Raw genomic sequence first — 24,025 nt, 5'->3', positions numbered from 1 at the left:
ATTTTGCCGCGCGTCCTGTAATAGCGGCAGTATTGACAGGTCGCGAGGCTTGCAACATTACCACGTTCAGATGGTGCTTTCTGCAAGGAAAGCTAAGAGGGAAGCCGATGTGAATTCGGCGCTGTACCCGCAACTGTGAGCCGGGAGTTGAAGGCCATACAGCCACTGGAGCAATCGCTCTGGGAAGGCGGCCTGAGATGACGATCGGTGAGCCAGGAGACCTGCCATCGCGTCGTTCGTCCGGAGGCCGGGAATAGTTCTCAGCGGGCGGGAAGGCTTCAAGCCTATCCTTTGTAACGACATCCGAACCCCTGGGCCTGGCCGTCCGCACCAATCACAAGGTGAGGCCAGATTGTCGTTATGAACTGCATCCACCATTCGGGCGGCTGGGATGCGAGGAAAAGATATGTTCTACAAAACCGCCCTGCTGGGGGCTGTTGCGTTCGGCTTTACCGTCTCGGCGACCGCCCAGACTGCAAGCATCGAAGAAACCAAACTCGAAACGATCATCGTCAATGGATCACGCCTTGACCAGACGATGACCGAAATTGGCTCAAGTGTCTCCGTCATCACGCGGGACGACCTGGAAGAGTTGGGCGTCGACTTTGCCCTGGACGCTATTGCAACCGCGCCCGGTGTCACGGTCAACCAGAACGGCGCCTTTGGCGGCAACGCCAGCGTGCGTATACGCGGTGCTTCCAATGACCAGACATTGGTGCTGATCGACGGCGTACCCGTAAACGATCCGACCGGCACCGGTGGCGGCTACAACTTCGCTTATCTGGACACAGACACCATTGAGCGTATCGAAGTGCTGAAAGGCCCGCAATCGACGCTCTGGGGGAGTGATGCCATTGGCGGCGTCGTGTCCATCACGACCAAGCGCCCCACAGAAGGCTTGTCAGGCACGGTGTTCGGCGAATACGGCTCCTTCAATACATTGCGCGGCGGCGCGTCGATCAGCAATGCGAATGAAATCGGTGATTTCCGGCTCGCGGCTACCGGACTGACCACAGATGGTATTTCCAAAGCGGATGAGGCGAATGGTAACTCCGAAGACGACGGCTACGACTCACAGACGGTCTCGGCCAAAGGCGGTTTGAACCTGCCGGCCAGTGTTCGTCTCGAAACCAGCCTGATGTGGAGCGACGCAGAGTCTGAATATGACAGCTATGCGTTCGGTGCGCAGGGCAGCGTGGCGGATGGTGATGAGGTCACGAATTCGGAGACGCTGTCTGGAAACATCACCCTGAAAGCGCCACTGTTCGATGGCCGACTCGAGAACCTTGTTCAGATTGGCTATGCCGATATTGAACGCGAAAATACGTCAAACGGTGTCCAGAGTTATTTCACCGAAGGTGACCGCGTGCTGTTTCGCTATCAGGGCACATTCGCCATCAACGACACAAATACATTGGCCTTTGGAACGGAGCGCGAAGAGACAAGTGCCAATGAGCAAGAGTCCTCGATTGACAGTTTGTTTGCGCTCTACGAATTCAAACCCGTGGACAGTTTGACACTGACAGGCGGAATTCGGGTCGACGATCACGAGACTTTCGGCTCTGAAACAACGGGTCGCGTGGCAGCAGCCTGGACCGCAACAGATCAGCTCACCTTCAAGGCAAGCTGGGGTCAGGGCTTCAAGGCACCCAGCATCTTTCAGTCGACCTATATCTGCACCTTCTGTGGACTGACCGCCCCCAATACCAACCTCAAGGCTGAAACCTCCGAGGCTTATGACATTGGTGTGCAATGGCAGTCTGCTGACGAGCGCATCGTCCTTGGTGCAACCCTGTTCGATCAGGAAACCGAGAACATGATCGATTTCTCTTACACGGCTGGCTACGACAATATCGCCCTTGTGGACTCGCAGGGGGTCGAGTTGACTGGCGCTTATGCGATCAATAACTGGCTGGGTATCGCGGCGAGTTATACGTTCATTGACTCAGAGGATGGCAACGGAAACGCATTGGCCCGCCTCCCGGAAAGCACCGGGCACATCTCAGCTTCTTTTGATCCGGACGGCCCCTTCTCTGGCGCAGTGCTCGTTCGCTATAATGGCGAAGAAGCCAATACAGACGGATCCGAACTCGACAGTTGGACACGCGTCGACCTGACCGGCAGCTATGATCTCAATGATACAGTCGAAATCTATGGCCGGATCGAGAACCTGCTCGATGAGGAGTACCAGCAGATCCTGGGATATGGCACACCCGGACTGTCCGGATCTGTCGGCGTGCGGCTCCGCTACTAGGACATCTCCATGTCGAGGCTGATAATCCCAATTCTTGCGCTTCTTCTGTCTGCTTGCGGACAGGCCGGCAAGAATGTGCTCACAAAGCCTGAGCGCCCTGCCCGGATTGTCAGCCTCGACTATTGCGCCGACCAGTATGTTTTGAAGCTTGTCGACCGGGAACGCATCCTGGCCTTGTCGCCGGATGCGGGTCGGGAATTTTCCTATATGCGGAACACCGCCGACGGCATCGCGACCGTCAGGCCAAACGCCGAGAATGTACTGATCCTCAAGCCCGACCTTGTTGTGCGGTCCTATGGCGGCGGACCGAATGCCGCCGCGTTCTTCGAGAAGGCAGGCGTGCCTGTGGTGGAAGTTGGTTGGACGCCTGACATTCCTTCCGTGATGAAAAACACGCAACGCATCGCCAACGAGTTGGGAGAGCCTGAACGGGGTGCGGTCGTGAACACTGAGATGCAACACCGCCTTGCGCGGTTGAGAAAGCGCGAGACTGGCCAGACCGCATTGTACATGACGCCCGCAGGTGTAACGACCGGCCCGGGCTCGCTGATTCATGAAATGATCGTGGCGGCGGGCCTGACCAATATGGAAACAGAACATGGCTGGCGATCCATCCCGTTGGAAACGCTTGCCTATGAGAAACCTGATGTCGTAGCGGCTGCCTTCTTCGGATCGCGCACCAATCATCCGGACGCGTGGAGTCCGATGAAGCACCCTGTCGCAAAGGCGCAGCTTACGCAGAGCGAAGTCGTATCGCTTGAAGGCGCGTGGACCTCGTGCAGCGGCTGGTTCTTGATGGATGCCGTCGAGGCGTTGGCCGGAAAGGGCGGACAATGACGCGTGAAACCCTGCTCATGCCGACATTGATCGCCGCAAGTGTGTTGGCAATTCTCTCGGCATGCTTCCTCGGATCAACCGCCCTGCCCGCCGACCGGTTGCTGGCAGCCCTCTTCGGGGGAGCGGAAGCGGGCGACCGCCTGGTCGTTTGGCAGATACGGCTGCCGCGGGCGATCGCGGCTTATATCGTCGGGGCCGCGCTGGGCATCAGCGGCGCTGCCTTGCAGGGCTTGCTGAGGAACCCTCTGGCAGAACCGGGAGTTCTCGGGGTTTCAGCCTCGGCCTCGCTTATGGCTACGTTCGCGCTCTATTACGGGATCGCCTCGATCACGCCCTGGGCCGTACCGATTGCCGCGATCATTGGTGCACTGACGGCAACAGCTCTCATTACCATCGCCGCATTGCGCACCCAGTCTGTTGTCACGCTCATCCTGATCGGTGTTGGCCTGTCGAGCTTTGCTGGCGCGGCCATGAGTCTGTTGATGAACCTGGCACCGAACCCGTTTTCACTATCTGACATGATCAACTGGATGCTGGGCTCAGTTGCCAATCGCAGCTTTGACGAAATTACGCTGGCGGCGCCCTTCATCCTTGCGGGCGGCGCAACTCTGTTTGCTACGCGGCGCGGCCTGTCGGCGCTGACTCTCGGCGAAGAGGCAGCAGCAGGGATTGGCCTCAATCTGCGGCGCCAGCAGATATTCACCGTGGTTGGCGCGGGTCTGGCAACCGGTGGCGCGGTGGCGCTGGCTGGAGCAATTGGCTTTGTCGGCATTGTTGCGCCTCATATCATTCGTCCCTTCGTCGGGCATGACCCAGCGCGCTCGCTTGTGCCGTCTGCGCTGTTCTCCGGATTGATCCTGGTCGTCGCTGACATTTTCGTTCGCCTGATGCCGACGTCAGCGGAGCTTAAACTCGGCGTTGTCGCGGCGCTCATCGGTGCACCCGCTTTTGTCTGGATCGCGATGCAAAGGCGGACCGGAAATGACTGATCTCGTCGTCGAAAACATCTCCGTTCTCGCAAGGGAGAGTGTGCTGGTAGACGATGCCAGCTTCCGCCTCGGCTGTGGCGAGTTCGTCGCGCTGCTTGGTCCGAATGGTGCGGGCAAGACGAGCCTGATCCGCGCCGGTCTGGGCCTGCAATCGGCGAGTGCGGGGCTCAGCTTGCTTGGCGGTAAACCGGTTGATGCTCTCTCACCGACGCAGCGCGCCCGGCAAATAGCCTACCTTCCCCAGACCCGGCCGCTTGCCTGGCCGAATAGTGTCCGTGACGTCGTATCCCTTGGGCGGTTCAGCCACGGAGCGCCGTTGGGCCGCTTGAAAGGATTAGACGCCGAAGCCGTTGACCGCGCGCTTCAGGCCTGCGGACTTCTGGAACTGGCGGGGCGCCGAACGGATACGCTTTCAGGCGGGGAGCTGGCCCGCGTCCATTGTGCGCGCGCGTTTGCCGCCGAAGCGCCTTTGCTCATCGCGGATGAGCCCATAGCTGCGCTGGACCCCCGTCAGCAATTTCGGATTCTCGACCTGATCCGCACCTATGTGGACCAAGGTGGCGGCGCACTGGTCGTGCTCCATGATATTCAACTCGCCGCGCGCTACGCCTCTCGCATGATCTGGATGAAGGATGGGCGTATTGAAGCGGATGGCCCTCCGTCCGAAACACTGACAGCCGAGCGAATGAGAGACATTTATGGCGTTGCGGCACGGGTCGAGGGGCTGAACATTCATATTGACGGTGCCGCATGACCGCCCGCGCACTGATGTTGCAAGGCACTGGCTCGGATGTCGGCAAGTCTGTCCTGACGGCGGCCCTTTGCCGGATCGCGCGGCGCCGAGGCCTGAGTGTTGCCCCCTTCAAACCTCAAAACATGTCCAACAATGCCGCCGCCTGTTCAACGGGGGGTGAAATTGGCCGCGCTCAGGCGCTACAGGCGCGTGCGGCAGGTCTGGATCCCCATGTTGACATGAATCCGGTGCTGCTGAAGCCCCAGACAGACCGCACCGCACAGCTCGTCGTACATGGCAAGGCTACTCATGCCATGGAAGCCGCAGACTATATGGCCAATCGCGACCAGTTGATGGGCGCAGTCATGGAGAGCTTTGGCCGACTTACCAATGCGTACGACCTGGTCATTGTCGAGGGCGCCGGCAGCCCGGCGGAAATAAATCTGCGCGACCGGGACATAGCAAATATGGGGTTTGCCCGACGCGTGGGCGTTCCCGTTTGTCTGGTTGGCGACATCGAAAAAGGTGGTGTCATTGCCAGCCTTGTTGGAACACGGAATGTAATTGAGAAGAAAGACAGTGCGATGATCCGCGCCTTTCTGGTGAACAAGTTCCGGGGCGATTTGAAGCTGTTTGATGAAGGCGTGACGGAAATCGAAACCCGCGCTAGGTGGCCGTGCCTCGGCGTGATACCCTGGTTGCCCGCCGCTTCGAAACTGCCTGCCGAAGACGCGCTCGTCCTGGACACGCCGCTCACACCCTCTGGAAAGGCTTTGAAAATCGCGGCACCCATACTGTCGCGGATTGCAAATTTCGACGATGCCGACCCCCTCAAGCTTGAGGAGAACGTCAAATTCAGTTGGATTCCTCCGGGCCAGGCCATTCCGCGCAACACGGATGTTGTTATCCTGTTTGGCACGAAATCAACACTCGGTGATCTCGCTTTCCTGCGCGCACAGGGTTGGGACCACGACATCATCGCGCACGCACGTGCGGGAGGCCGGGTGCTCGGTATTTGTGGAGGATACCAGATGCTTGGCAATCGGGTCTCTGACCCTTTCGGCGTCGATGGTGACCCGGGCGAGGCAGCCGGCCTTGGATTGCTCGATGTCGATACGATCATGACACGACACAAGGAAGTGAAACCTGTTAGCAGAGCCGTGACGGCCCTGGGACCGACTACATCCGGTTATGTCATTCATGCTGGTCGCACGTCAGGCCCTGATGCGAACCGGCCATTCATAAATTTTGGTGCGGAGCAGGATGGCGCGCGCAGCGCAAATGGCCGGATCGAAGGAACATATCTGCACGGAGCATTCGCAGGCAATGAGTTTCGCCGTGCGTGGCTGGAACAGGCCGGACATTTTGGCGGGGGAAATCTCGACTATGATACTGCAGTGGACACCGCTCTGGACGAATTGGCCGATGGCGTCGAGGAAGCCGTGGATGTTGATGCGCTGCTGAAGCTTGCGGAGGAGCCTGGTTGGCGCCGGAAAACTTGATGGGGTTCGCGCCGTTGATACTGTGCGCTTGGGGGTTGGAGGTTACAATTGGCTGGCCTCAACAACTGTTTCGCCGAATTGGTCACCCCGTGACATGGCTGGGCGGGGTAATCGGCACCGCGGACCAGATGCTCAACCGCCCGGATTGGTCGCACGGGGTTCGTTACCTGATGGGCGGATTTGCAAGTGCGGTTCTCGTATTGAGTGTCGCCACTCTGGCGCACGCCATTTCGAGCCTGTTGCCTCCATCGCTTGTCGGAACTGTTCTTGAAGCAGCCATCGCCTCAAGCCTCATCGCGTCCCGTAGCCTTCATTCGCACGTGGCTGACGTGGCGAAACCGCTAACGACCGGAGATATCAGTGGAGCACGCCAGGCGGTTTCATTGATCGTAGGCCGGGACCCTGCGCAACTGGAGGAAGATGGCATCGCGCGCGCAGCGCTGGAAAGCCTGGCCGAAAACATGTCTGACGGCGTGATTGCTCCGGTATTCTGGGGGCTTGTATTCGGATTGCCGGGAATTGCTGCGTACAAAGCCATCAACACACTCGATTCGATGATCGGGCATCGCAGTAACCGGCACTATGCGTTCGGTGGTTTTGCCGCAAGACTGGATGACGCGGCAAACTTCCTTCCGGCGCGCCTGACGGGCTTGCTCCTCGCCCTCACCTCGCTGAAGGGACAAGCGTGGAGAGTGATGCTGAGAGACGCAAGACGACACCGTTCTCCCAATGCGGGATGGCCTGAAGCTGCAATGGCCGGCGCGCTTGGCATTCGGCTGTCGGGACCGCGCGCATATGAAGGACGCACCACCAGTCAGCCCTGGCTAAATGTTGGTGCGAGAGATCCGGCGCGGGGTGATGTGTTGAGGGGACTGGCGCTGTACCGCCGTTCATGCGCGGTGGCATTCGCATTGGTGGCATTGGTCGTTTTCGGAGCGTACATGTTATGAGGCACGATCTCGTTCACGGTGGCTCCCTCGACAAGATGCGCGCCGCATTTCCAAATGCGTCAGGGCCATGGATAGATCTATCGACCGGAATCAATCCGTGGCCCTATCCCGTACCGGATGTTTCGCCAGATACGCTGAATGCCCTGCCGACCCGCGACGCATATCAACAATGCCGAGCCGCCATGGCATCGGTCATTGGCGTGCCCGCTGACACATTGGCGCTCGCGCCTGGAAGTGAATTGCTGATCCGGATGTTGCCGCAGATCATTTCTCCGAAACGTGTCGCGGTTCTGACCCCCACTTATGGGGATCATGCGCAAGTTTGGCGTACCGCAGGATGTGACGTCTTAGAGACCACTTCCCCCCTGTCTTTATCCAGTGACGTAGACGCCGTCGCCATCTGCAACCCAAACAATCCTGATGGGCGTCTCTTCCAGCCGGATGAACTGGAGGCAGCTCGTGCGAAGCTGGCAGAGCGGGGCGGATGGCTGATCGTGGACGAGGCGTATACTGACCTTGCACCAGAACTCAGCCTCGCCCGACATGCCGGGGCACCCGGCTTGATTGTGTTGCGGTCCTTTGGAAAATTTTACGGGCTCGCTGGCCTGCGCCTTGGCGCAATCATCGCTTCTGAAGATATACTGCGACCGATATCAAACCTTCTCGGTGTTTGGCCCGTATCCGGATTGGCGCTCGACATTGGCAAGCGCGCCTATCAAGACACTTCCTGGCAAGTCAGCACACGAGCGCGGCTTGACGATGCCCGAAGACGTCTGGACGAGATATTGGTGGGCACCGGAATCAAGGAGATTCACGGAACCAATCTTTTTCGGTTTGTTGAGTGCGAAGATGCTCATCTGATCTGGAGACGACTCGCCAAGCGCGGCATTTACGTGCGTCGCTTTTCCTGGTCGAACCAGCATCTGCGTTTTGGCCTCATCGCGAACGAAGCGGCAGAGACGCGATTGCGGGAAGCACTCAGCCTTTCAGTCTGAGCGGAAGGCCGGCAGCGACAAAATCTACCTGATCGCAAACAGCAGCAACCTTCTGGTTCAGCCGCCCCTGTGCATCCCGAAAAGCCCGTCCCAAAGATGTCTCCGGCACCAACCCCAGGCCAATTTCATTAGAGACGAGTGCAATCTGCACCTGTGACGACTGGAGCGCATTACAAAGCGCCATAGTTTCCTGCTCTATATCTCGATTGTGGTGGAATAGATTGGAGAGCCAAAGCGTCAGGCAATCTATGAGTACGGACTCACCCGGATTGATCTCTCCCTGAATCACGGACACCAGATCAAGCGGCGCTTCAATTGTTCGCCAGCCTTCACCGCGATCGGCCTGATGCCGTTTAATCCTGTCGGTCATTTCGGCATCGAGTGCCTCGGCGGTTGCCACGAACAGGCGGTGCGGCGAGGCGGCCTCTGCGAGAGCCTGCGCGCGGGCGCTTTTACCGGATCGTGCGCCCCCCAGAATGAGGAATTTCGTCATCGGCTCAATAAGCAGAATTGCATCGGCTTGGCCAAATTATTCGTCTCGGTTCATGTGCGCTCAGTCGGCGGCTGGATCAGGCGGGTGTATCGTCGTCGTTATCCAGAATGCGATAGGCAGGTCCCTGCATGTCGTCAAACTGACCCGAGCGGATCGACCATACAAACGCGCCCAACCCCAGCAGGCCAAGTGCCAGAGCAACTGGAATAAGATAGATGATGATGGTCATAGACCTTTAGTTCTCGATTTGCAGCCGCATTGCGTTGAGGGTTACAATAATTGAGGACAGCGACATGGCAATGGCGGCGATCAGAGGTGTTACGTGCCCGGTCACCGCAATCGGAACGGCGACAACATTGTAGGCAGCGGCCAGCGCGAAATTCTGCCGCATGACCGACCGTGTTTTTCTCGCTACGCGCAAAACGACCGGAATGGCTTCGAGCCCCCCACTATATACGGCGTCGCTCGCTGACTGGGTGATGTCGATCGCGGCTCCCGGTGCCAAAGATGCATGGGCCAGGGACAAAGCGCCGGCATCGTTCAGCCCGTCCCCCACCATCAGGACGCGGCGGCCATCGGCGCGGAGACTCTCCAGACGGGCGACCTTTTCCTGCGGTGTGGCTTCTCCGGTCCAGTCGCTGATCCCGAGGGCCCCGGCCAGCGAGGCAACGGCGCTATTCTGGTCTCCCGACACTATCTCCAACTCGATGCCCTGGTCTCGAAGCGTCTCAAGCGCCTCAGCAGCACCCGGCTGTACATCATCAACGAAGCGAAATTGGACCGCTGGAGTGTCGCCCTGGTCTAGCCACAAGGATGGGCCGAGCAGAGCGCCTTTCGCTGCCGCACCTGTCCAGCCGGCCGAGCCCAGCCGCCAAACCTGACCATCCACTTCCGCCTCAAGACCGCGCCCGGCAATTTCATGTACACCTTCCAGCACAGTTCCCGGTCCCGCCATGGCCACGAGGGCGCGCGAAAGCGGATGATGGCTGACACGGGCCATGCTGGCAGCATCTGCAAGCATGGCCGCAGCCTCAGTCGACGCAAGTGGCACCGGGCAGCCATTCTGCTGAATGCCTTCTAGTTTCGGCGTACCGAGAGTAAGTGTCCCGGTCTTGTCAAAGACGATATGATCCACTTCGGCAAGACGCTCAAAGGCATCCCCGGACCGTAGATAGACGCCCTTGCGAAACAGTCGCCCCGCCGCCACGACTTGAGCCACTGGCGCCGCGAGGGCGAGCGCACACGGGCAGGTAATGATGAGAGTCGCTGCGGCGATCATCAGCGCCTCTGGCAGTGACGCGCCAAGCAGCAACCAACCGACACAGGCGAGCACCGCTGTCGTATGAACGAACGGCACGTAGATGGAAACGGCACGGTCGGCGATCCGGCGATAGGCAGACCGGCGCTGCTCACCAGCCTCCAGCATCTCGCCAATTTGTGACAGCAACGACTCTTCAGCGACCTTCAACGCCTCACCACGAAGAGGTCCGGTCACGTTGATCGCGCCCGCATGAAGCGTCATTCCCGGAGAGAATGTACGAGGCAGAGATTCACCCGTCACCAGGCTCTCATCGACATCGCTGATGCCTGTGAGAATACGCATATCCACCATTGCGCGCTCTCCTGGCGCGAGCAGGATGCGATCCCCTGCCGCAATGTCGCTGGCCGCAACAGAGACGGCGCTTCCATTGTCGTTCAGGCGGGTGACAGCACTTGTCTGCATTGCCGCCAGGGCATTCGCTGCCGCATGCGCCTGCCGACGGAGACGCGCATCCAGGAACCGTCCGATCAACAGGAAGAAGCACAACATCACGACGGCGTCGAAATAGGCGTGTTCACCGCCGCGTATCGTTTCAAAGAGGCTAACCCCAAACGCGAGGCTCAGCGCCAGTGAGATTGGGACATCCATGTTCGCATGCCCCTTGCTGAGCGCGGCCCATGCCGAGCGAAAGAAGTGGCGCCCGGAAAACAGGAGGACTGGAAGAGCAATTATCCCGGAGAGCGCATGCAGCGTTTTGCGTGTCGCCTCGCCCATCTCGCCATGTCCGGCCCAGACAGACACCGACAGCAACATGATGTTGGCGGCCGCAAAGCCTGCGACGCCCATCGAGATGAGGAGGGAGCGTTCTTCGCGCGCCTTGTCGGCTGCGCCGGTATCGGCTGCCTGCGCCGAAACACCATAACCGAGATCGGATATCGTCTGGGCAATCCGGTCAGCGGCAAGAGGGCCGGTCCACCGCACCCGCATCTGTCCGCTCGAAAGGTTCAACCGTGCCTGCGTCACACCCGGCAGGGCCGAGACGGATTTTTCAATCTTGCTGAGGCAGCCACCGCACTTCGCCCCCCGCACAACGAGATCAATCGCGCGCTCGTCTCCGACAATCCGAACAAAGCCCGAATATCCCCTTTTGGTATCTCGCGTGGCTGCAGGTGCAAGACCAGAGGGGCATCCGGGTACGGAGGGAATCGCTGTCGTCACGGCAGAATCACGATCCGCTTGTTCGCACGGAACACCACCTCGTCTCCCTCAGCATCAAAGACCTGGAACTGAGCGTCCCATCTACCAGCCGGTAAATCGGCAACACTCGTGACATAGTCACCTGAACCATGAGACTCGAGCACTACGACCTCGTCGTGCGTCGTACTGCCGGGATGGCGCAACTCGACAGATACCAAACGCGCCGAGATGGGCTCGCCAGCGGAGTCAGCCAGATTGAACACAAGATTTTCGTCATACAGGCCAGCCGCAGCGCTCCATCCAAGCAGGTCTTGCGAGGCCTTCGCTTCCAGCGTGCTGTTATAGTCCAAACCCTGCAGGTAGGACTTCTTCACATCCTCACCCGGAAAGCTGGTAATCGCATGATAGAGGAAAATACCGTTCACCGTGAACATGAGACCGAAGAAGCCCAGCATGATCCAAAACACATGCCATCCGGTCAATTTTCCACTCTTGGAACTCGGGTCAGCGCTCAGCGCATGGTCTGTCATTGTTCATCTCCTCTGAACGAAGATATGTTTACATCGGTCTCACCCGTGGCCGCGTCGCGCACCGTGAACGTCACTTGTCGGCGAGGAACGGTCGCATTTGCCACTACGAGGATGCGGTAGCGATCCACCCCAAATGCCTCCACAGGCAATTCGAGCGTGTCGCTGCCTTCATGCTCCATACCGATCACCTTGAACGCCCCCCCTTCCAATCCACTGACATCAAGCAGCATTGTACGGGGTTCACTTGCCTTGTTCACGAGCTTGAGTGTGTAACCATTCTGAATACGTCCGTCCGAAAGGGTGACAAAGGGGGGCGAGCGATCCTTGAGTATGTTTGCTTCAATGGTCGACTTGGTGGCAAGCCCCCACGCCATCAGACTCCCGATGGCAAGCATGACAACAGCATAGACGACAGTACGTGCTCGAATCAGTTTGTGCTTGGGCGGGATCAGCCCTTCATTTCGCACAGCCACGGCAATCTGTGTATCATAGGCAATAAGACCCTTGGGCCGATCTACCTTCGCCATGATCTCGTCGCACGCATCGATGCATAGTGCGCAATGGATGCATTCGAGTTGCTCACCATCCCGGATATCGATGCCCATCGGACAAACCTGAACACATTGATTGCAATCAATGCAATCGCCACGGTCGTCCCAGTTCTCGGATTTACGCTTCGGACCTCGGGGTTCACCGCGGTCATAGCGATAGGTCACATTGAGGGCCTGCTCATCTGTCAAAGCGCCCTGAATGCGCGGCCAGGGGCACATATAAGTGCACACCTGTTCGCGCATCGTCCCTGCCAGGAAATAAGTTGTCAATGTGAGGATTCCGGCGAACCAATAGGCGGTCAGAGGCGCATCACCGGTAAACCAGCCAGCAGCGACAGTCGGTGCGTCATGCCAGTAGAGAATGAAAGCGCCACCGGTCCAGAATGCGATAACAAGCCAGACAGCATGTTTGCCCAGTTTTCTCGCGATCTTGTTTGCCGTCCAAGGTGCTTTGTCGAGACGCATGCGGGCCGCACGGTCACCCTCAAAGGCGCGCTCGACCCATATGTAGAGATCGGTCCAAACGGTTTGTGGGCATGTGTATCCGCACCAGACCCGACCAAGCAGGGAAGTCACAAGAAACAACAATAGGGAGGCGAGTATCAGCCCGCCAGCCATGTAGTGGATGTCCTGCGGCCAGAGTTCGATAAAGAAAAAGTAGAATTTTTCGCTGGAGAAGTCTGCCAACACAGCCTGATCTGGAATGCCTTCACCGCGATTCCATCTTACCCATGGCAAGCCATAGTAAACACCCAGAGTGGCGGCCATCACAATCCATTTGATCGTCCGGAACTTGCCATGCGCGAGCTTGGGGTAGATCTGCTTGCGCTTGGCGTAGAGGTCTTCATGCCGCGGTGGCTCCCCGCCTGATTGGGCAGGGAGTTCCGAAGCGTGGTCGATCAAGGTTGTGCTGGCCATACTGGCTCCTACTCGCCGCCGCCGAGCGAATGTACGTAAACGGCAATCGCCTTGATAGTTGCGTCATCCAATCGGTCGTCCCAAGCTGGCATGTGGGAATTGCGGGCATTGTAGATAGTGGCTTCGATGTCCGCTTCGCGGTCACCATACAGCCACTCTGCATCCGTCAAATTTGGTGCCCCTTGGGTGCGATCCCCGGTCCCGTCCGCCCCATGACAAGTAGCGCATTGCTGCTGAAAGATTGGTGCGGCCCGCAATACAGCTTCCGGATCATCACTGCGCCCTGACAGATCAAGAACGTACTGCGCAAGATCATCCACTTCGCTGCGCTTCAGCAGGCCATCTCGTCCAAATGCCGGCATCGCGGAAAAGCGGGTTCCATCATCGGTATCGTGACGGATACCGTGTCGGATCGTGTATTCGATACCGTCCAGGGAACCATCCCAAAGCCAAACGTCATCTGCCAGCGCCGGATACCCAATGGCGCCGCGCCCACCTGCCCCATGGCAAGTTGCGCAATTGTCGCCGAAGGCACTTTCACCCATGGCCAACGCAAACTGCTGCAAGGTGCGGTCGGTTTCGATCTTTTCGAGCCCAGCATCCAAAAGGACGATGGATTGTGCGTCACGCGCCGTCTTGAGTTCGCTCACCGCCTTGGCGACTTCAACTCGATCTGAATGTCCGCGAAGACCTTTGGTGTTGGTACCGAGTCCCGGCAACGCAGGTATGGCCGGCATCAGGATCATGTAGACAATCGCCCAAGCAATTGACATGTACCAGACATACAACCACCAGCGCGGCAGCGGATTGTTCAGCTCCTTGATTCCGTCCCACGAGTGTCCGGTCGTCTCAACGCCGGAATGTTGGTCAATGTCCTTGGATTCATCAGTCATTTGACGGCCCCTTGTCTTCAAGCGGAGAATTGGCGGCGCGGTCGAAAGTTTCCTGGTTGCTGGGCCACAAGGCGTAGATCAATGCCCCGGCAAACATGAGGACGAAATAGACCAGGCCACCGGTCTGAGCGAAACTTGAGAGTGCTTCATACATGCGAGTTGCCTCCTAGCGCCGATTGCTGAGGTCATCAGCTTCATAGGTCGAGAAGTCGACAAGCGTGCCGGTCATTTGAAGATAGGCCACAATGGCATCCATCTCCGTGACGCGCCGAGGATCACCATCATAGTCGCGAAACTCAACGGAGCCCTCGCGCCCGGATGCGCCATCATATTGTTCAAGTAAGCCATCTAGATAATCATATCCTTTTTCGTCTGGATCGGCCTGAGCGTAGAGGTGCCCTTCCGCGTTCTCGATCATTTCATCTGTGTAAGGCACGCCAAGCATGCGCTCGGTGCGAAGGCGATCCTCAATCCGGTCGAAGTTCAGCTTCTTCTCTGCAAGAAAGGCATACGGCGGCATGACACTTTCCGGCACCAGCGCACGCGGATCCTTGAGGTGGTCCACTTGCCATTCAGCAGAATACTTTCCACCAACACGGGCCAAATCGGGACCAGTCCGCTTGGACCCCCACTGGAAAGGATGGTCGTACATACTTTCTGCCGCGAGTGAGTAGTGGCCATAGCGTTCCACTTCATCCCGCAAAGGGCGCACCATCTGGCTGTGGCAAACATAGCAGCCTTCGCGGACGTAGATGTCCCGGCCCATCAGTTCGAGCGGGGTGTAGGGACGCATCCCGTCCACTTTCTCGATCGTGTTGTCCATATAGGCAAGCGGTGCCATCTGGATCAGTCCGCCGATGGAGACCACAATCAAGATACCTATGGTGAGCAGAAGCGAGTGACGCTCCAGCAATCCATGTTTGTTCAGAATACTCATGGATTCGCTCCTATTCAGCCGGAACCAGCGTCGTGCGTGGTTCGGGAGTTGCGTATGGGTCGGGCTTGGCCTCGACCGGCTCGGCAGCGCCATGGCCAAGTGCGGTACGCACAAGGTTGTAGGCCATGATCAAGGCACCGCTGAAGTAAAGGCTGCCGCCCAGCGCACGGATCATGTAGCTGATGTGCTTGGCTTCGACGGTTTCCACGAAGCTGTATTCGAGGAAGCCATACTCGTTATAGGCACGCCACATCAGGCCTTCCATGATTCCGGCAAACCACATGGAGATCATGTAGAACAGGATGCCGATCGTGGAGATCCAGAAGTGCCATTCGACAAGAGACTTCGAGAACAGAGCCTTCTTCTTGTAGAGCCACGGCACGAGGCAATAGAGCGCCCCGAAGCTGATATACCCAACCCAGCCGAGCGCCCCGGAGTGAACATGCCCGATTCCCCATTCCGTATAGTGACTGAGTGAGTTGACGGCACGCACTGACATAAGCGGACCTTCGAACGTCGCCATGCCGTAGAACGCCAACGACACGACCATCATGCGAACCACTGGATCCGTGCGCAGCTTATCCCAGGCACCAGACAGGGTCATGACGCCGTTGATCATGCCGCCCCAGCTGGGCATCCAGAGCATGATCGAGAAGGTCATCCCAAGCGTTTGCGCCCATTGGGGCAGCGCCGTGTAATGGAGGTGATGCGGCCCCGCCCAGATATAGATGAAGATAAGGCTCCAGAAGTGAACAATGGACAGCCGGTAGGAATAGACTGGTCGATTCACTCGCTTCGGAATGAAATAATACATGATGGCGAGGAAGCCTGTGGTCAGGAAAAAGCCGACCGCATTGTGACCGTACCACCATTGCGTCATCGCATCCTGAACACCCGAAAATACCTGTACTGACTTTGTGCCCGTCAATGAGACGGGAATGGACAAGTTGTTTACGATGTGAAGCATCGCGATGGTCACGATAAAGGAAAGGTAGAACCAGTTCGCCACATAGATATGCGGCTCTTTGCGCTTCCACAGCGTACCGAGGAACACGAGCAAGTAAGCAACCCACACAATCGTCAGCCACAGATCTACGTACCATTCAGGCTCTGCATACTCTTTCGACTGGGTCACCCCCATCAGGTAGCCAGTCGCCGCAAGCACAACGAATATCTGGTAGCCCCAAAAAACAAACCAGGGCCACATACCGCCCGCTATGCGCGTGCGGCAGGTGCGCTGGACGACATAAAAGCTTGTCGCTAGCAGCACGTTTCCACCAAAGGCGAAGATCACCGCGCTGGTATGCAACGGCCGCAATCGCCCAAAATTCGTCCATCCCAGTTCAGGGAAGTAGAAGATGTTCGGGAAGGTCAGTTGAAGCGCGATAATGACGCCAACCAATAGTCCCGCAATACCCCAGAACATGGACGCGAACACACCATATTTTACCAGCGTGTCTTCATAGCGCGACTCATCGAATGGATTGCGGTCGAGCAAATTGCCAGCCCACAAACCCGTGCCCACCAGAAACGCCGTGGCCAGCGCGATGAACGTCATCGCCTGGATGCCCATGGCGTGATCAATCGTGCGTCCTGCGATGATCAGGGCGAGCACCCCGAAGATCGCGACCAGCGCGGAGACACTTGCGATACTCCCCCCGCTGGCATTCGATGAATTGGTTCGTGATGTCATCATTCTGTTTAGCCCCTTCCGCAGAGCGTTGCGGTTGCGTCGTATGGGGCCTGATTACGGTGATCGCTTTGCGGCGCGTATAGGGGCTTTCCCGTATGGGACAGTTCGTCCGCTTCTCTTAAACGAGGGCGGAAATTGGAGGGTCTTGCCTGTGAAACGAATTCATTCTTATGCCATCGCCGCCGCGCTGGTGTTTGCGGGCATCACCAAGATGGTCTTGCAGGCTTCTGCGCAATCCACGCTCATCCTGCCGACCTGTCTTGGAAAGTCTGTGACTATTCCGATTGAAAGCGCCGGCGCACAACTGACGCATTGCTGGGGATGCTACGTGCTTCTGCTCGGGCTGTTGGCTTTCGGTGCGCTCCTGTTGAACGACCTGCGGCATTCACGTCTCCGCACGAGGTCTGTTCTTTCCTAAATGCCCAGCCGCACCTACAGTGCTGGGATCATGCCGAATCCCCTGTCTGACCTCTGGCGCTTGGAGAATACCGACTTTCAGGATTCGGATTCGCTCCAGTCGATTCTGAGATCCATCCTGCTGTCGGTCCCAGATGCCATGATCGTGATTGATGACACGGGAATCATCATGGCGTTCAGCCGGGCGGCCGAAAACTTGTTCGGCTACAAGTCGGAAGATGTCGTTGGGACGAATATCAAATGCCTGATGACCCAATCTGACCAGACGCATCACGACCAATATATCCGCAACTACCTAACCACCGGAGAGCGCCAGATCATTGGTATCGGTCGGATCGTTGAAGCGCGCCTCGCAAATGGCGATTCCATACCGGTGGAATTGAAGATTGGCGAAGCCAGTATCGGCGACCGCAAGCTGTTTACGGGGTTCATCCGTGATATCACCGAGAAACAGGCCAACATGCATCGTATCGGGGAGCTCCAGGCGGAACTCGGAAACTTCTCGCGGCTGAGCGCGGTCGGGACGATGGCCTCCGCCATGGCTCACGAACTCAATCAGCCGCTCACAGCCGTCGCAAACTATCTCGAAGCCGCACGTGACCTGCTGGATGAACCGAGCGAGAATGACCTGGCCATGGTTCAGGAAGCGGTGTCCGCCGCTGCAGAACAATCAATCCGGGCTGGCCAGATTGTTCGCCGGTTGCGCGATTACGTCTCACGCGGGGAACTCGATCTCAGGCCCGCTCCCCTGAAGGGTGTGATTGACGACGCTGCGGCCATCGCCAAGGTCGGCATCGAAGGCCCCCTCGCCCGAGTAATTCTTCGAATGGAAGATCCCGGGATCATTGTCATGGCGGACAGGCTCCAGTTGCGACAGGTGTTCGCCAATCTCATCAGGAATGCCATTGAGGCGCTTTCGGGAACAGAAACACCTCAGATCTGGATCTATACGCAGTCTTCCGGCGAGGAAGTGACGATCGAGGTCAAGGACAATGGCCCGGGGCTTTCAGAGGAGTTGCTCCATTCCCCATTTGATGCTTTTCAAACAACCAAAGCCAGTGGCATGGGGCTTGGCTTGTCGATTTGCCAAACCATAATCGAGGCGCATGGCAGCACGATTGCGGTTTCGTCCGAACCTGGCGCTGGAGCATCGTTTACGTTTACTTTAAGAGTAGCCACGAACGTGGCAGGGTGAGCATGCGATGACGAAGACCATTTTCCTCGTAGATGACGATGATGCCATCCGGCATTCCGCCAGCTTCATGCTGCGGCATGCCGGCTACACGGTGAAGACCTATCCGGATGGCGTGAGCTTCCTGGACGCATATGAGCCGAACGACTCCGCCTGCATACTTCTGGATGTTCGCATGCCTGTGATGGATGGCCTGACTGTACAGCAGGCCTTGTCCGAACGCGGCAACAAGATGCCCATCATTGTGCTCACCGGGCATGGAGATGTATCGGTCGCCGTTCAGGCCATGAAGAATGGCGCCATCGAATTCCTGGAAAAACCTTATGAGAAAAAGGCTCTGCTTGAAGCCATCGAAACCGGTTTCAGCCGCATTTCCGACGACGAGGCCCAACAAGGGCTCAAGAATGAGGCGGTTGCGAAACTAACCCGACTAACGACCCGAGAATCCGAAGTGCTCGATTGCCTGGTTGAGGGCATGACCAACAAGGCCATCGCCGACGAATTGTCGATCTCCCCCCGAACGGTGGAAATTCACCGTGCAAACCTGATGGAAAAACTTGAAGCCGACAGTTTGTCTGCAGCGCTGCGCGTTGCATTCATGGCGGAACGAGGCCGCAAAGAGGCGCGCTAAGTAGGTCTACTTAGAGACGTCATACTCCTGCGATCATAGATGTGTGACTCCGAAACTATCGAGACCACGCCTAAATGAATCAGTCCGTTTCACAGCCCGACCTGCTGAGGGTTGCACTTGTCGAGGATGATGAGGAGGTTCGCTACTCCCTCATGATGCTCCTGCGATCACGCGGGTTTGCCGTAGATTCCTATCGCAACGGCATGGAAATCCTGATGAACCAACCAAGTCTGCAAGTCGATTGCCTTTTGATCGATTACAAACTACCTCGGTTTGACGGTGTGGATCTTCTCGAGAAAATGAGGCTGGCTGGCGACACGACACCCGCAATCCTGATCACTGGCTTTTACTCCACAACGCTCAAGGAGCGCGCGCTCAAGGCTGGATATGCCGCTGTTGTCGAAAAGTCTTCCGCTCCTCAGGAAATCCTGGACCGATTGTCAGAGGCGACAAAGCAACTCCATTAGGTTCGTCTCGTCTTCTGCAGGAATTACTGGTCGTAGAATTTGCACAATGTCTCTATGACTGCCGTGCCAACACCTCCGGTCGAACGGTAGAATATCGCCTGACCGTCCCGTCGCGACGCAACCAGCCCCTCGGCCTTCAATTTCGACAAATGTTGCGACACGGCTGATAGCGATTGGTTCACTGCCTCGGCAATCTGGTTTACCGGCATTTCACCGTCAAACAACTCGCAGAGAATGCGCAGACGGGTCTCATTGGCCATCGCCCGCAGTGTCGCGCAAACTTCGGATACTTGATCCGACAGCGCATCAACTGAATCAGGATCGGGACGTGGATCGGCAGGCTCGCTCATGCCGTCTGACCTTCTGTGACAAGATCGTCATCGCCATCAGAAACCGCTGGCGCCACCCAATCTGGGCCCTTCAGCGCCACATAGATCGCCGGAATCACGAGCACCGTCAGAGCCGTTGAAGAGGCAAGCCCGAAAAGGAGCGAAATTGCGAGTCCCTGAAAGATCGGATCTGTCAGAATCACTGCCGCACCAATCATCGCCGCCAGCGCCGTCAACAGGATTGGCTTGAAGCGGATCGCGCCCGCATCCAGTAGAACTTCTTTCAATGGCTTGTCCGCAAATTGGCCATGCCGAACGAAATCGACCAGCAAGATCGAGTTTCGAACAATAATTCCGGCAAGGGCTATAAAGCCAATCATGGAGGTCGCCGTAAAGGCCGCGCCGAACAGCCAATGCCCGATCATGATGCCGATCAGAGTGAGCGGCACAGGTGTCAGGATAACGAGGGGTGTCCGGAACGTGCCAAACTGGGCGACCACCAAAATGTATATGGCGACCAGAGCCACCCCAAACGCCACACCCATGTCACGGAAAGTGACATAGGTGATTTCCCACTCGCCGTCCCAAAGCAGGGAGGGCTTTGATTCATCAGATGGCTGACCATAGAGACGGATAGCAGGCTGCTCCAGCCCCGCACTTTTCCAATCATACGATTCCACCTGATCCTGAATTGCCAACATCCCATAGATCGGCGCTTCGAACCGGCCAGCAAGCTCGCCCATGACCATGTCAGCGAAGTAGCCATCTCTCCGGAAAATCGTCGATGACCCCGCTTCCATCCGGGCGTCCACGAGCGTGCCCAGTTCGACAGCTTGCGCGCCCGACTGTATGGGAACTGGCAAACTGGCCGTGCGCTCGGACCAGACCTGCGCAGATTTCGGTAGGCGGATCGATACGGAGAGTGGGTCACGTCCTTCGCCGCGGGGTGCCACGCCAACGATCTGGCCTGAATAGATCAACGCCAGCGAATCCAGTATATCCTGCTCAGCGACGCCCTGATCAGCCGCAATCGTCTCATTCACGGAAAGGACGAGACGCGGTTGCGGTCCTCCGAAGGAATTGTCCACATCGACAATGTACTCCGTGTCTCGGAACAATTGCTCAATCACATCGGCCGTCTTGCGCCGCGTTTCGGCATCCGGGCCGTATATCTCGGCCAGCAGTGTCGAAAGGACTGGCGGACCGGGCGGCACTTCCACCACTTTCACACTCGCCCCTTCGGGCAATGGCACGACATGCAACTGGTCCCGCAAAGCAAGAGCGATGTCATGGCTGGACCGGTCTCGATGACTCTTTTCCAGAAGATTGACCTGCAAATCCCCTAGTTCCGGTGCGGCGCGCAGGAAGTAGTGACGCACCAACCCATTGAAATTGAACGGCGCTGCTGTGCCAGCATAAGCCTGAACGGATTCAACTTCCTCTACATCGTACATCGTCGCGGCGAGGGCAAACAGGGTGCGTTCGGTCTCTTCCAATGTCGTGCCTTCCGGCATGTCCAGCACGATCTGAATTTCCGATTTGTTGTCAAAGGGCAGCAGCTTGACGGTAACAGCCTTGGTGGCAAACAAAGTAAGCGATGCGAGCGTCGCAACGCCGACAAGCCCCAAGAATATCCAGGCATTTTTCCGGCTCGCGACAATCGGTCCCGCAACAGATCGGTAGAAGCGACCCAAACGGGTCTCCTCATGCTCTGAGTGCCCACTGACAGGCGCCTTCCCGGCAATCTTCATCAGCAACCAAGGCGCGATTCCCACCGCGACGAAGAAAGAGAAAAGCATGGCGGCCGATGCGTTTGCGGGAATAGGCGCCATGTAAGGGCCCATGAGCCCCGAGACGAACATCATGGGCAAGAGGGCCGCAATAACGGTAAGTGTGGCAACAATGGTCGGATTTCCTACTTCCGATACCGCATCGATGGCGGCCTGAGCACGTGGGCGACCGTCCTTCATCGCCCAATGCCGGGAGATATTTTCGATCATGACGATCGCATCATCAACCAGAATGCCGATCGAGAAGATCAGCGCAAACAGGCTGACTCGATTGATCGTGTATCCCATCATCAGTGCCGCAAACAAGGTCAGCAGGATTGTGGTCGGGATGACAATCAGGGTCACCAAGGCTTCACGCCAACCAATGGAAAACGCGATCAGCACCACAATCGAAACGGTCGCCAGCCCCAGATGGAAGAGCAACTCATTCGCCTTGTGGTTTGCCGTTTCGCCATAATTGCGGGTCACAGCAATATGGACCCCTTCCGGTATCATTTCACGCTTCAATAGTTCAAGACGCTCGAGGATCTGATCCGCAACCACCACCGCGTTGGCGCCTGGCCGTTTCGCCAGGGAAAGCGTAACGGCAGGAAATGATTCGAATTCCGCACGCTCAGCATTCCGCTCCAGCGTCCAGGCTCGTGCCTCTGTCTCGATGCCGGCCACACGGACCCGCGCGACGTCGGAAAGATAAACCATGCGACCATCAGGAGCTTGAATTTCCAGCCGTTCGAGATCGCCCACAGCGGCGATCCGGTCGCCAGCCTGAATGATGATTGAGTCGCCAGAGCCGCGAGCCGTGCCAATGGGACGCGCCTGAACGGCCTGCGCCGTCACATCGACCAACGCCTGAAGAGAGACGCCATAAGAAGACAGCGCCTCGATGTCGGGTTCAACGCGAAGCTCGAGACTACGTCCCCCAATAACGTCAGTCAGGCCGACATCCTCCACCTTCAGGAGTTCTTTCAGAACCTCATCGGCGAGCATGCGCAGGCTGGTATCGTTCCAGACATTTCCGGTCCACGTTTCCGGGGACAGCGTCAATGTAACGATGGGAACATCGTCAATGCCGCGCCCCACGACTTGCGGCATCTGAACTTCAGGTGGGATGCGGTCGATATTGGCGCGAATCTTTTCGTGAATTCTCAGAATTGCGTCATCGGCATCAGTACCGACCATGAACCGCGCCGTGACGATAGCGCCGTCATCGCGGCTCTGACTGTAGACATGTTCGACGTCGGGAATCGCCTTGATGATTTCTTCCAGCGGCTCAGTGACCTGCTCGACCGTATCAGCCGCTCGCAGCCCGGGCGACTGGACCAGAATGTCCACCATCGGCACTGATATCTGCGGCTCTTCCTCGCGCGGTATAGTCAACAGGGCGATCAGACCAACAGCCAGCGCTGCCAGAAGGACCAGAGGCGTTAGCGGTGAACGGATCGTGGCTCGGGTGATGGAGCCGGAAACATCGGCCTTCATGAGTTCTCCGCTCCCGGCAATGTGACCACATCGCCCGGTCTCAGTCCGGAGAGCACCTCAAAGACCCCATTGGAAACCAATGGCTCCGCCAGCACGACGGGGGCCTCAACGAAGCGATCACCCACCTTTACGCGCACAAAGTCTACTCCATAGCGCGTGGTGACGTATTCCTGTGGCAGAATGATCGCGCGGCGATCACCCACCGGGGCGAGCACATCGGCCCGTTCGCCCACCAGCGCATTCAATCCGCCATCCACAACTGCGTCCGCGACCACTGCACCGTCTCGCAGCGCTGGATAAATCTTCTCAATGCGTGCTGTGCGCACGTCATTGTCGCGCGCGGGCAGGCGTAACGAAACTTCTCCGCCTTCAGCCAGAAAGTTCAAATGCCGCTCCGGCAAGGACAATCGCACCAGCCCGTCGAGCGTCGCGAGGTTGGCAACGACCTGCCCCGGAGATACCACACTGCCTTCAACCACGAGTACATCTGTCACTCGTGAGTCAACTGGCGCGCGGACATACCCTTCCGCCCGACGGGCGATCAGACTGCGGCGTTCTTCTTCTGCGGAGGCTCGATTGGCCTTCACAACATCCAGAGCGGCCTTTTCCTGCTCGAACCGGGCTTTGGGATAAAATCCATCTGCTAACAGTTTGCTCGCGCGGGCGAGGTCTTCTTCCTGCTGTGTCATTTGCGCCGTCAATCCATCGACGCGAGATTGGAGTGCATTGATTTGCGGCGCTATCGTGTCGTCAGCCACGAAGGCGAGCACCTCACCAGCCTTGACCGTTTGGCCCTCATCGATGCTCAACTGTGTGATGACACCCTGAAGGCGAGACCGCGCCATAGCTGTATCACTCGCCTCAATACGCCCCACAACCGGACGAAAATCCGTGATGATGGACTCCTGAATGGTCAGTGTCTGCGCGGTGGCAGTCATGCTCAGCGCCAAGCCAACAATGAGACCACCGATATGTCGGGCGATCATC

23 protein-coding genes and 1 riboswitch are annotated in these 24,025 nt (G+C 57.6%); of the genes, 11 read left to right on the top strand and 12 right to left on the bottom strand.

Going from position 1 to position 24,025, the window contains the following annotated elements; genetic code table 11:
• Window positions 1-54 precede the first annotated feature (54 nt).
• A riboswitch (cobalamin riboswitch) is annotated at window positions 55-244 on the top strand.
• Window positions 245-406: 162 nt separating this feature from the next.
• Genes CFA77_RS07765 through cobD form a run of 7 tightly spaced genes read left to right on the top strand, consistent with a single transcriptional unit; the run spans window position 407 to window position 8,260 of the window.
• Window positions 407-2,254: a TonB-dependent siderophore receptor gene (locus CFA77_RS07765; protein WP_206992962.1), complete on the top strand. Its 1,848-nt coding sequence runs from the start codon at window positions 407-409 to the stop codon at window positions 2,252-2,254.
• A 9-nt stretch (window positions 2,255-2,263) separates the two neighbouring features.
• Entirely contained in the window at window positions 2,264-3,091 is an 828-nt protein-coding gene (locus CFA77_RS07760; protein ID WP_206992961.1) for an ABC transporter substrate-binding protein, read from the top strand.
• Window positions 3,088-4,080, top strand: a complete 993-nt coding sequence (locus CFA77_RS07755) for an iron ABC transporter permease (protein ID WP_206992960.1) — start codon at window positions 3,088-3,090, stop codon at window positions 4,078-4,080. Before CFA77_RS07760 ends, CFA77_RS07755 begins: the two co-directional genes overlap by 4 nt.
• Window positions 4,073-4,834 carry an ABC transporter ATP-binding protein gene (locus CFA77_RS07750; RefSeq protein WP_206992959.1) on the top strand — a complete coding sequence of 254 codons (762 nt, stop codon included), beginning with the start codon at window positions 4,073-4,075 and terminating at the stop codon, window positions 4,832-4,834. The genes CFA77_RS07755 and CFA77_RS07750 overlap by 8 nt, the downstream gene beginning before the upstream one ends.
• Window positions 4,831-6,315: a cobyric acid synthase gene (locus CFA77_RS07745; RefSeq protein ID WP_206992958.1), complete on the top strand. Its 1,485-nt coding sequence runs from the start codon at window positions 4,831-4,833 to the stop codon at window positions 6,313-6,315. Before CFA77_RS07750 ends, CFA77_RS07745 begins: the two co-directional genes overlap by 4 nt.
• On the top strand, window positions 6,315-7,265 hold the full coding sequence (cbiB, locus tag CFA77_RS07740) for an adenosylcobinamide-phosphate synthase CbiB (protein ID WP_206993195.1): 951 nt from the start codon (window positions 6,315-6,317) through the stop codon (window positions 7,263-7,265). The genes CFA77_RS07745 and cbiB overlap by 1 nt, the downstream gene beginning before the upstream one ends.
• Window positions 7,262-8,260 carry a threonine-phosphate decarboxylase CobD gene (cobD, locus tag CFA77_RS07735; RefSeq protein ID WP_206992957.1) on the top strand — a complete coding sequence of 333 codons (999 nt, stop codon included), beginning with the start codon at window positions 7,262-7,264 and terminating at the stop codon, window positions 8,258-8,260. Before cbiB ends, cobD begins: the two co-directional genes overlap by 4 nt.
• Here the strand turns inward: cobD and cobU are convergent.
• The 9 genes from cobU to ccoN all read right to left on the bottom strand — a co-directional run bounded on the left by cobU (window position 8,244) and on the right by ccoN (window position 16,733).
• Window positions 8,244-8,753, bottom strand: a complete 510-nt coding sequence (gene cobU, locus CFA77_RS07730; protein ID WP_206992956.1) for a bifunctional adenosylcobinamide kinase/adenosylcobinamide-phosphate guanylyltransferase — start codon at window positions 8,751-8,753, stop codon at window positions 8,244-8,246. The genes cobD and cobU overlap by 17 nt on opposite strands.
• A 76-nt stretch (window positions 8,754-8,829) precedes the next feature.
• Entirely contained in the window at window positions 8,830-8,982 is a 153-nt protein-coding gene (gene ccoS / locus CFA77_RS07725; protein WP_084333195.1) for a cbb3-type cytochrome oxidase assembly protein CcoS, read from the bottom strand.
• A gap of 6 nt (window positions 8,983-8,988) precedes the next feature.
• Window positions 8,989-11,232 (bottom strand): heavy metal translocating P-type ATPase, encoded by a 2,244-nt coding sequence (locus tag CFA77_RS07720; RefSeq protein ID WP_206992955.1) that lies wholly within the window; start codon window positions 11,230-11,232, stop codon window positions 8,989-8,991.
• Complete coding sequence (locus tag CFA77_RS07715; protein ID WP_206992954.1) at window positions 11,229-11,741, bottom strand: FixH family protein; 513 nt, start codon at window positions 11,739-11,741, stop codon at window positions 11,229-11,231. Before CFA77_RS07715 ends, CFA77_RS07720 begins: the two co-directional genes overlap by 4 nt.
• Window positions 11,738-13,210, bottom strand: a complete 1,473-nt coding sequence (ccoG, locus tag CFA77_RS07710; protein WP_206992953.1) for a cytochrome c oxidase accessory protein CcoG — start codon at window positions 13,208-13,210, stop codon at window positions 11,738-11,740. Before ccoG ends, CFA77_RS07715 begins: the two co-directional genes overlap by 4 nt.
• A gap of 8 nt (window positions 13,211-13,218) precedes the next feature.
• A complete protein-coding gene (ccoP, locus tag CFA77_RS07705) occupies window positions 13,219-14,103 on the bottom strand; it encodes a cytochrome-c oxidase, cbb3-type subunit III (RefSeq protein ID WP_206992952.1) in 885 nt (294 codons plus the stop codon).
• Window positions 14,096-14,257, bottom strand: a complete 162-nt coding sequence (locus CFA77_RS07700; protein ID WP_206992951.1) for a cbb3-type cytochrome c oxidase subunit 3 — start codon at window positions 14,255-14,257, stop codon at window positions 14,096-14,098. The genes ccoP and CFA77_RS07700 overlap by 8 nt, the downstream gene beginning before the upstream one ends.
• 12 nt (window positions 14,258-14,269) lie before the next feature.
• Window positions 14,270-15,040 carry a cytochrome-c oxidase, cbb3-type subunit II gene (gene ccoO / locus CFA77_RS07695; protein WP_206992950.1) on the bottom strand — a complete coding sequence of 257 codons (771 nt, stop codon included), beginning with the start codon at window positions 15,038-15,040 and terminating at the stop codon, window positions 14,270-14,272.
• A 10-nt stretch (window positions 15,041-15,050) separates the two neighbouring features.
• The gene (ccoN, locus tag CFA77_RS07690) at window positions 15,051-16,733 is read right to left on the bottom strand and encodes a cytochrome-c oxidase, cbb3-type subunit I (RefSeq protein WP_339635980.1); all 1,683 of its coding nucleotides are present in this window, start codon (window positions 16,731-16,733) and stop codon (window positions 15,051-15,053) included.
• A 151-nt stretch (window positions 16,734-16,884) separates the two neighbouring features.
• Here ccoN and CFA77_RS07685 point away from each other — a divergent pair, with 151 nt between their 5' ends.
• The 4 genes from CFA77_RS07685 (at window position 16,885) to CFA77_RS07670 (ending at window position 19,440) form a co-directional block, all read left to right on the top strand.
• Complete coding sequence (locus CFA77_RS07685; protein ID WP_206992949.1) at window positions 16,885-17,151, top strand: hypothetical protein; 267 nt, start codon at window positions 16,885-16,887, stop codon at window positions 17,149-17,151.
• A 30-nt stretch (window positions 17,152-17,181) separates the two neighbouring features.
• Window positions 17,182-18,345 (top strand): PAS domain-containing sensor histidine kinase, encoded by a 1,164-nt coding sequence (locus CFA77_RS07680; RefSeq protein WP_206992948.1) that lies wholly within the window; start codon window positions 17,182-17,184, stop codon window positions 18,343-18,345.
• Window positions 18,346-18,352: 7 nt separating this feature from the next.
• Entirely contained in the window at window positions 18,353-18,973 is a 621-nt protein-coding gene (locus tag CFA77_RS07675; RefSeq protein ID WP_206992947.1) for a response regulator transcription factor, read from the top strand.
• A 74-nt stretch (window positions 18,974-19,047) separates the two neighbouring features.
• Window positions 19,048-19,440, top strand: a complete 393-nt coding sequence (locus tag CFA77_RS07670; protein ID WP_206992946.1) for a response regulator — start codon at window positions 19,048-19,050, stop codon at window positions 19,438-19,440.
• A gap of 23 nt (window positions 19,441-19,463) precedes the next feature.
• On the opposite strand, the gene CFA77_RS07665 is transcribed toward CFA77_RS07670, so the two are convergent.
• From CFA77_RS07665 to CFA77_RS07655, 3 genes are read right to left on the bottom strand one after another with little or no spacing between them, the layout of a single operon-like run.
• Entirely contained in the window at window positions 19,464-19,790 is a 327-nt protein-coding gene (locus CFA77_RS07665) for a metalloregulator ArsR/SmtB family transcription factor (protein ID WP_034813549.1), read from the bottom strand.
• Entirely contained in the window at window positions 19,787-23,038 is a 3,252-nt protein-coding gene (locus CFA77_RS07660; RefSeq protein WP_206992945.1) for an efflux RND transporter permease subunit, read from the bottom strand. Before CFA77_RS07660 ends, CFA77_RS07665 begins: the two co-directional genes overlap by 4 nt.
• Complete coding sequence (locus CFA77_RS07655; protein WP_206992944.1) at window positions 23,035-24,024, bottom strand: efflux RND transporter periplasmic adaptor subunit; 990 nt, start codon at window positions 24,022-24,024, stop codon at window positions 23,035-23,037. The genes CFA77_RS07660 and CFA77_RS07655 overlap by 4 nt, the downstream gene beginning before the upstream one ends.
• Window position 24,025 lies beyond the last annotated feature (1 nt).

The sequence above is a fragment of the Hyphomonas sp. KY3 genome (genome assembly GCF_017309975.1).
GTDB lineage: Bacteria > Pseudomonadota > Alphaproteobacteria > Caulobacterales > Hyphomonadaceae > Hyphomonas.
Note: the sequence above shows the minus strand (reverse complement) of the source record. Positions and strands in the feature narration are given on the sequence as shown.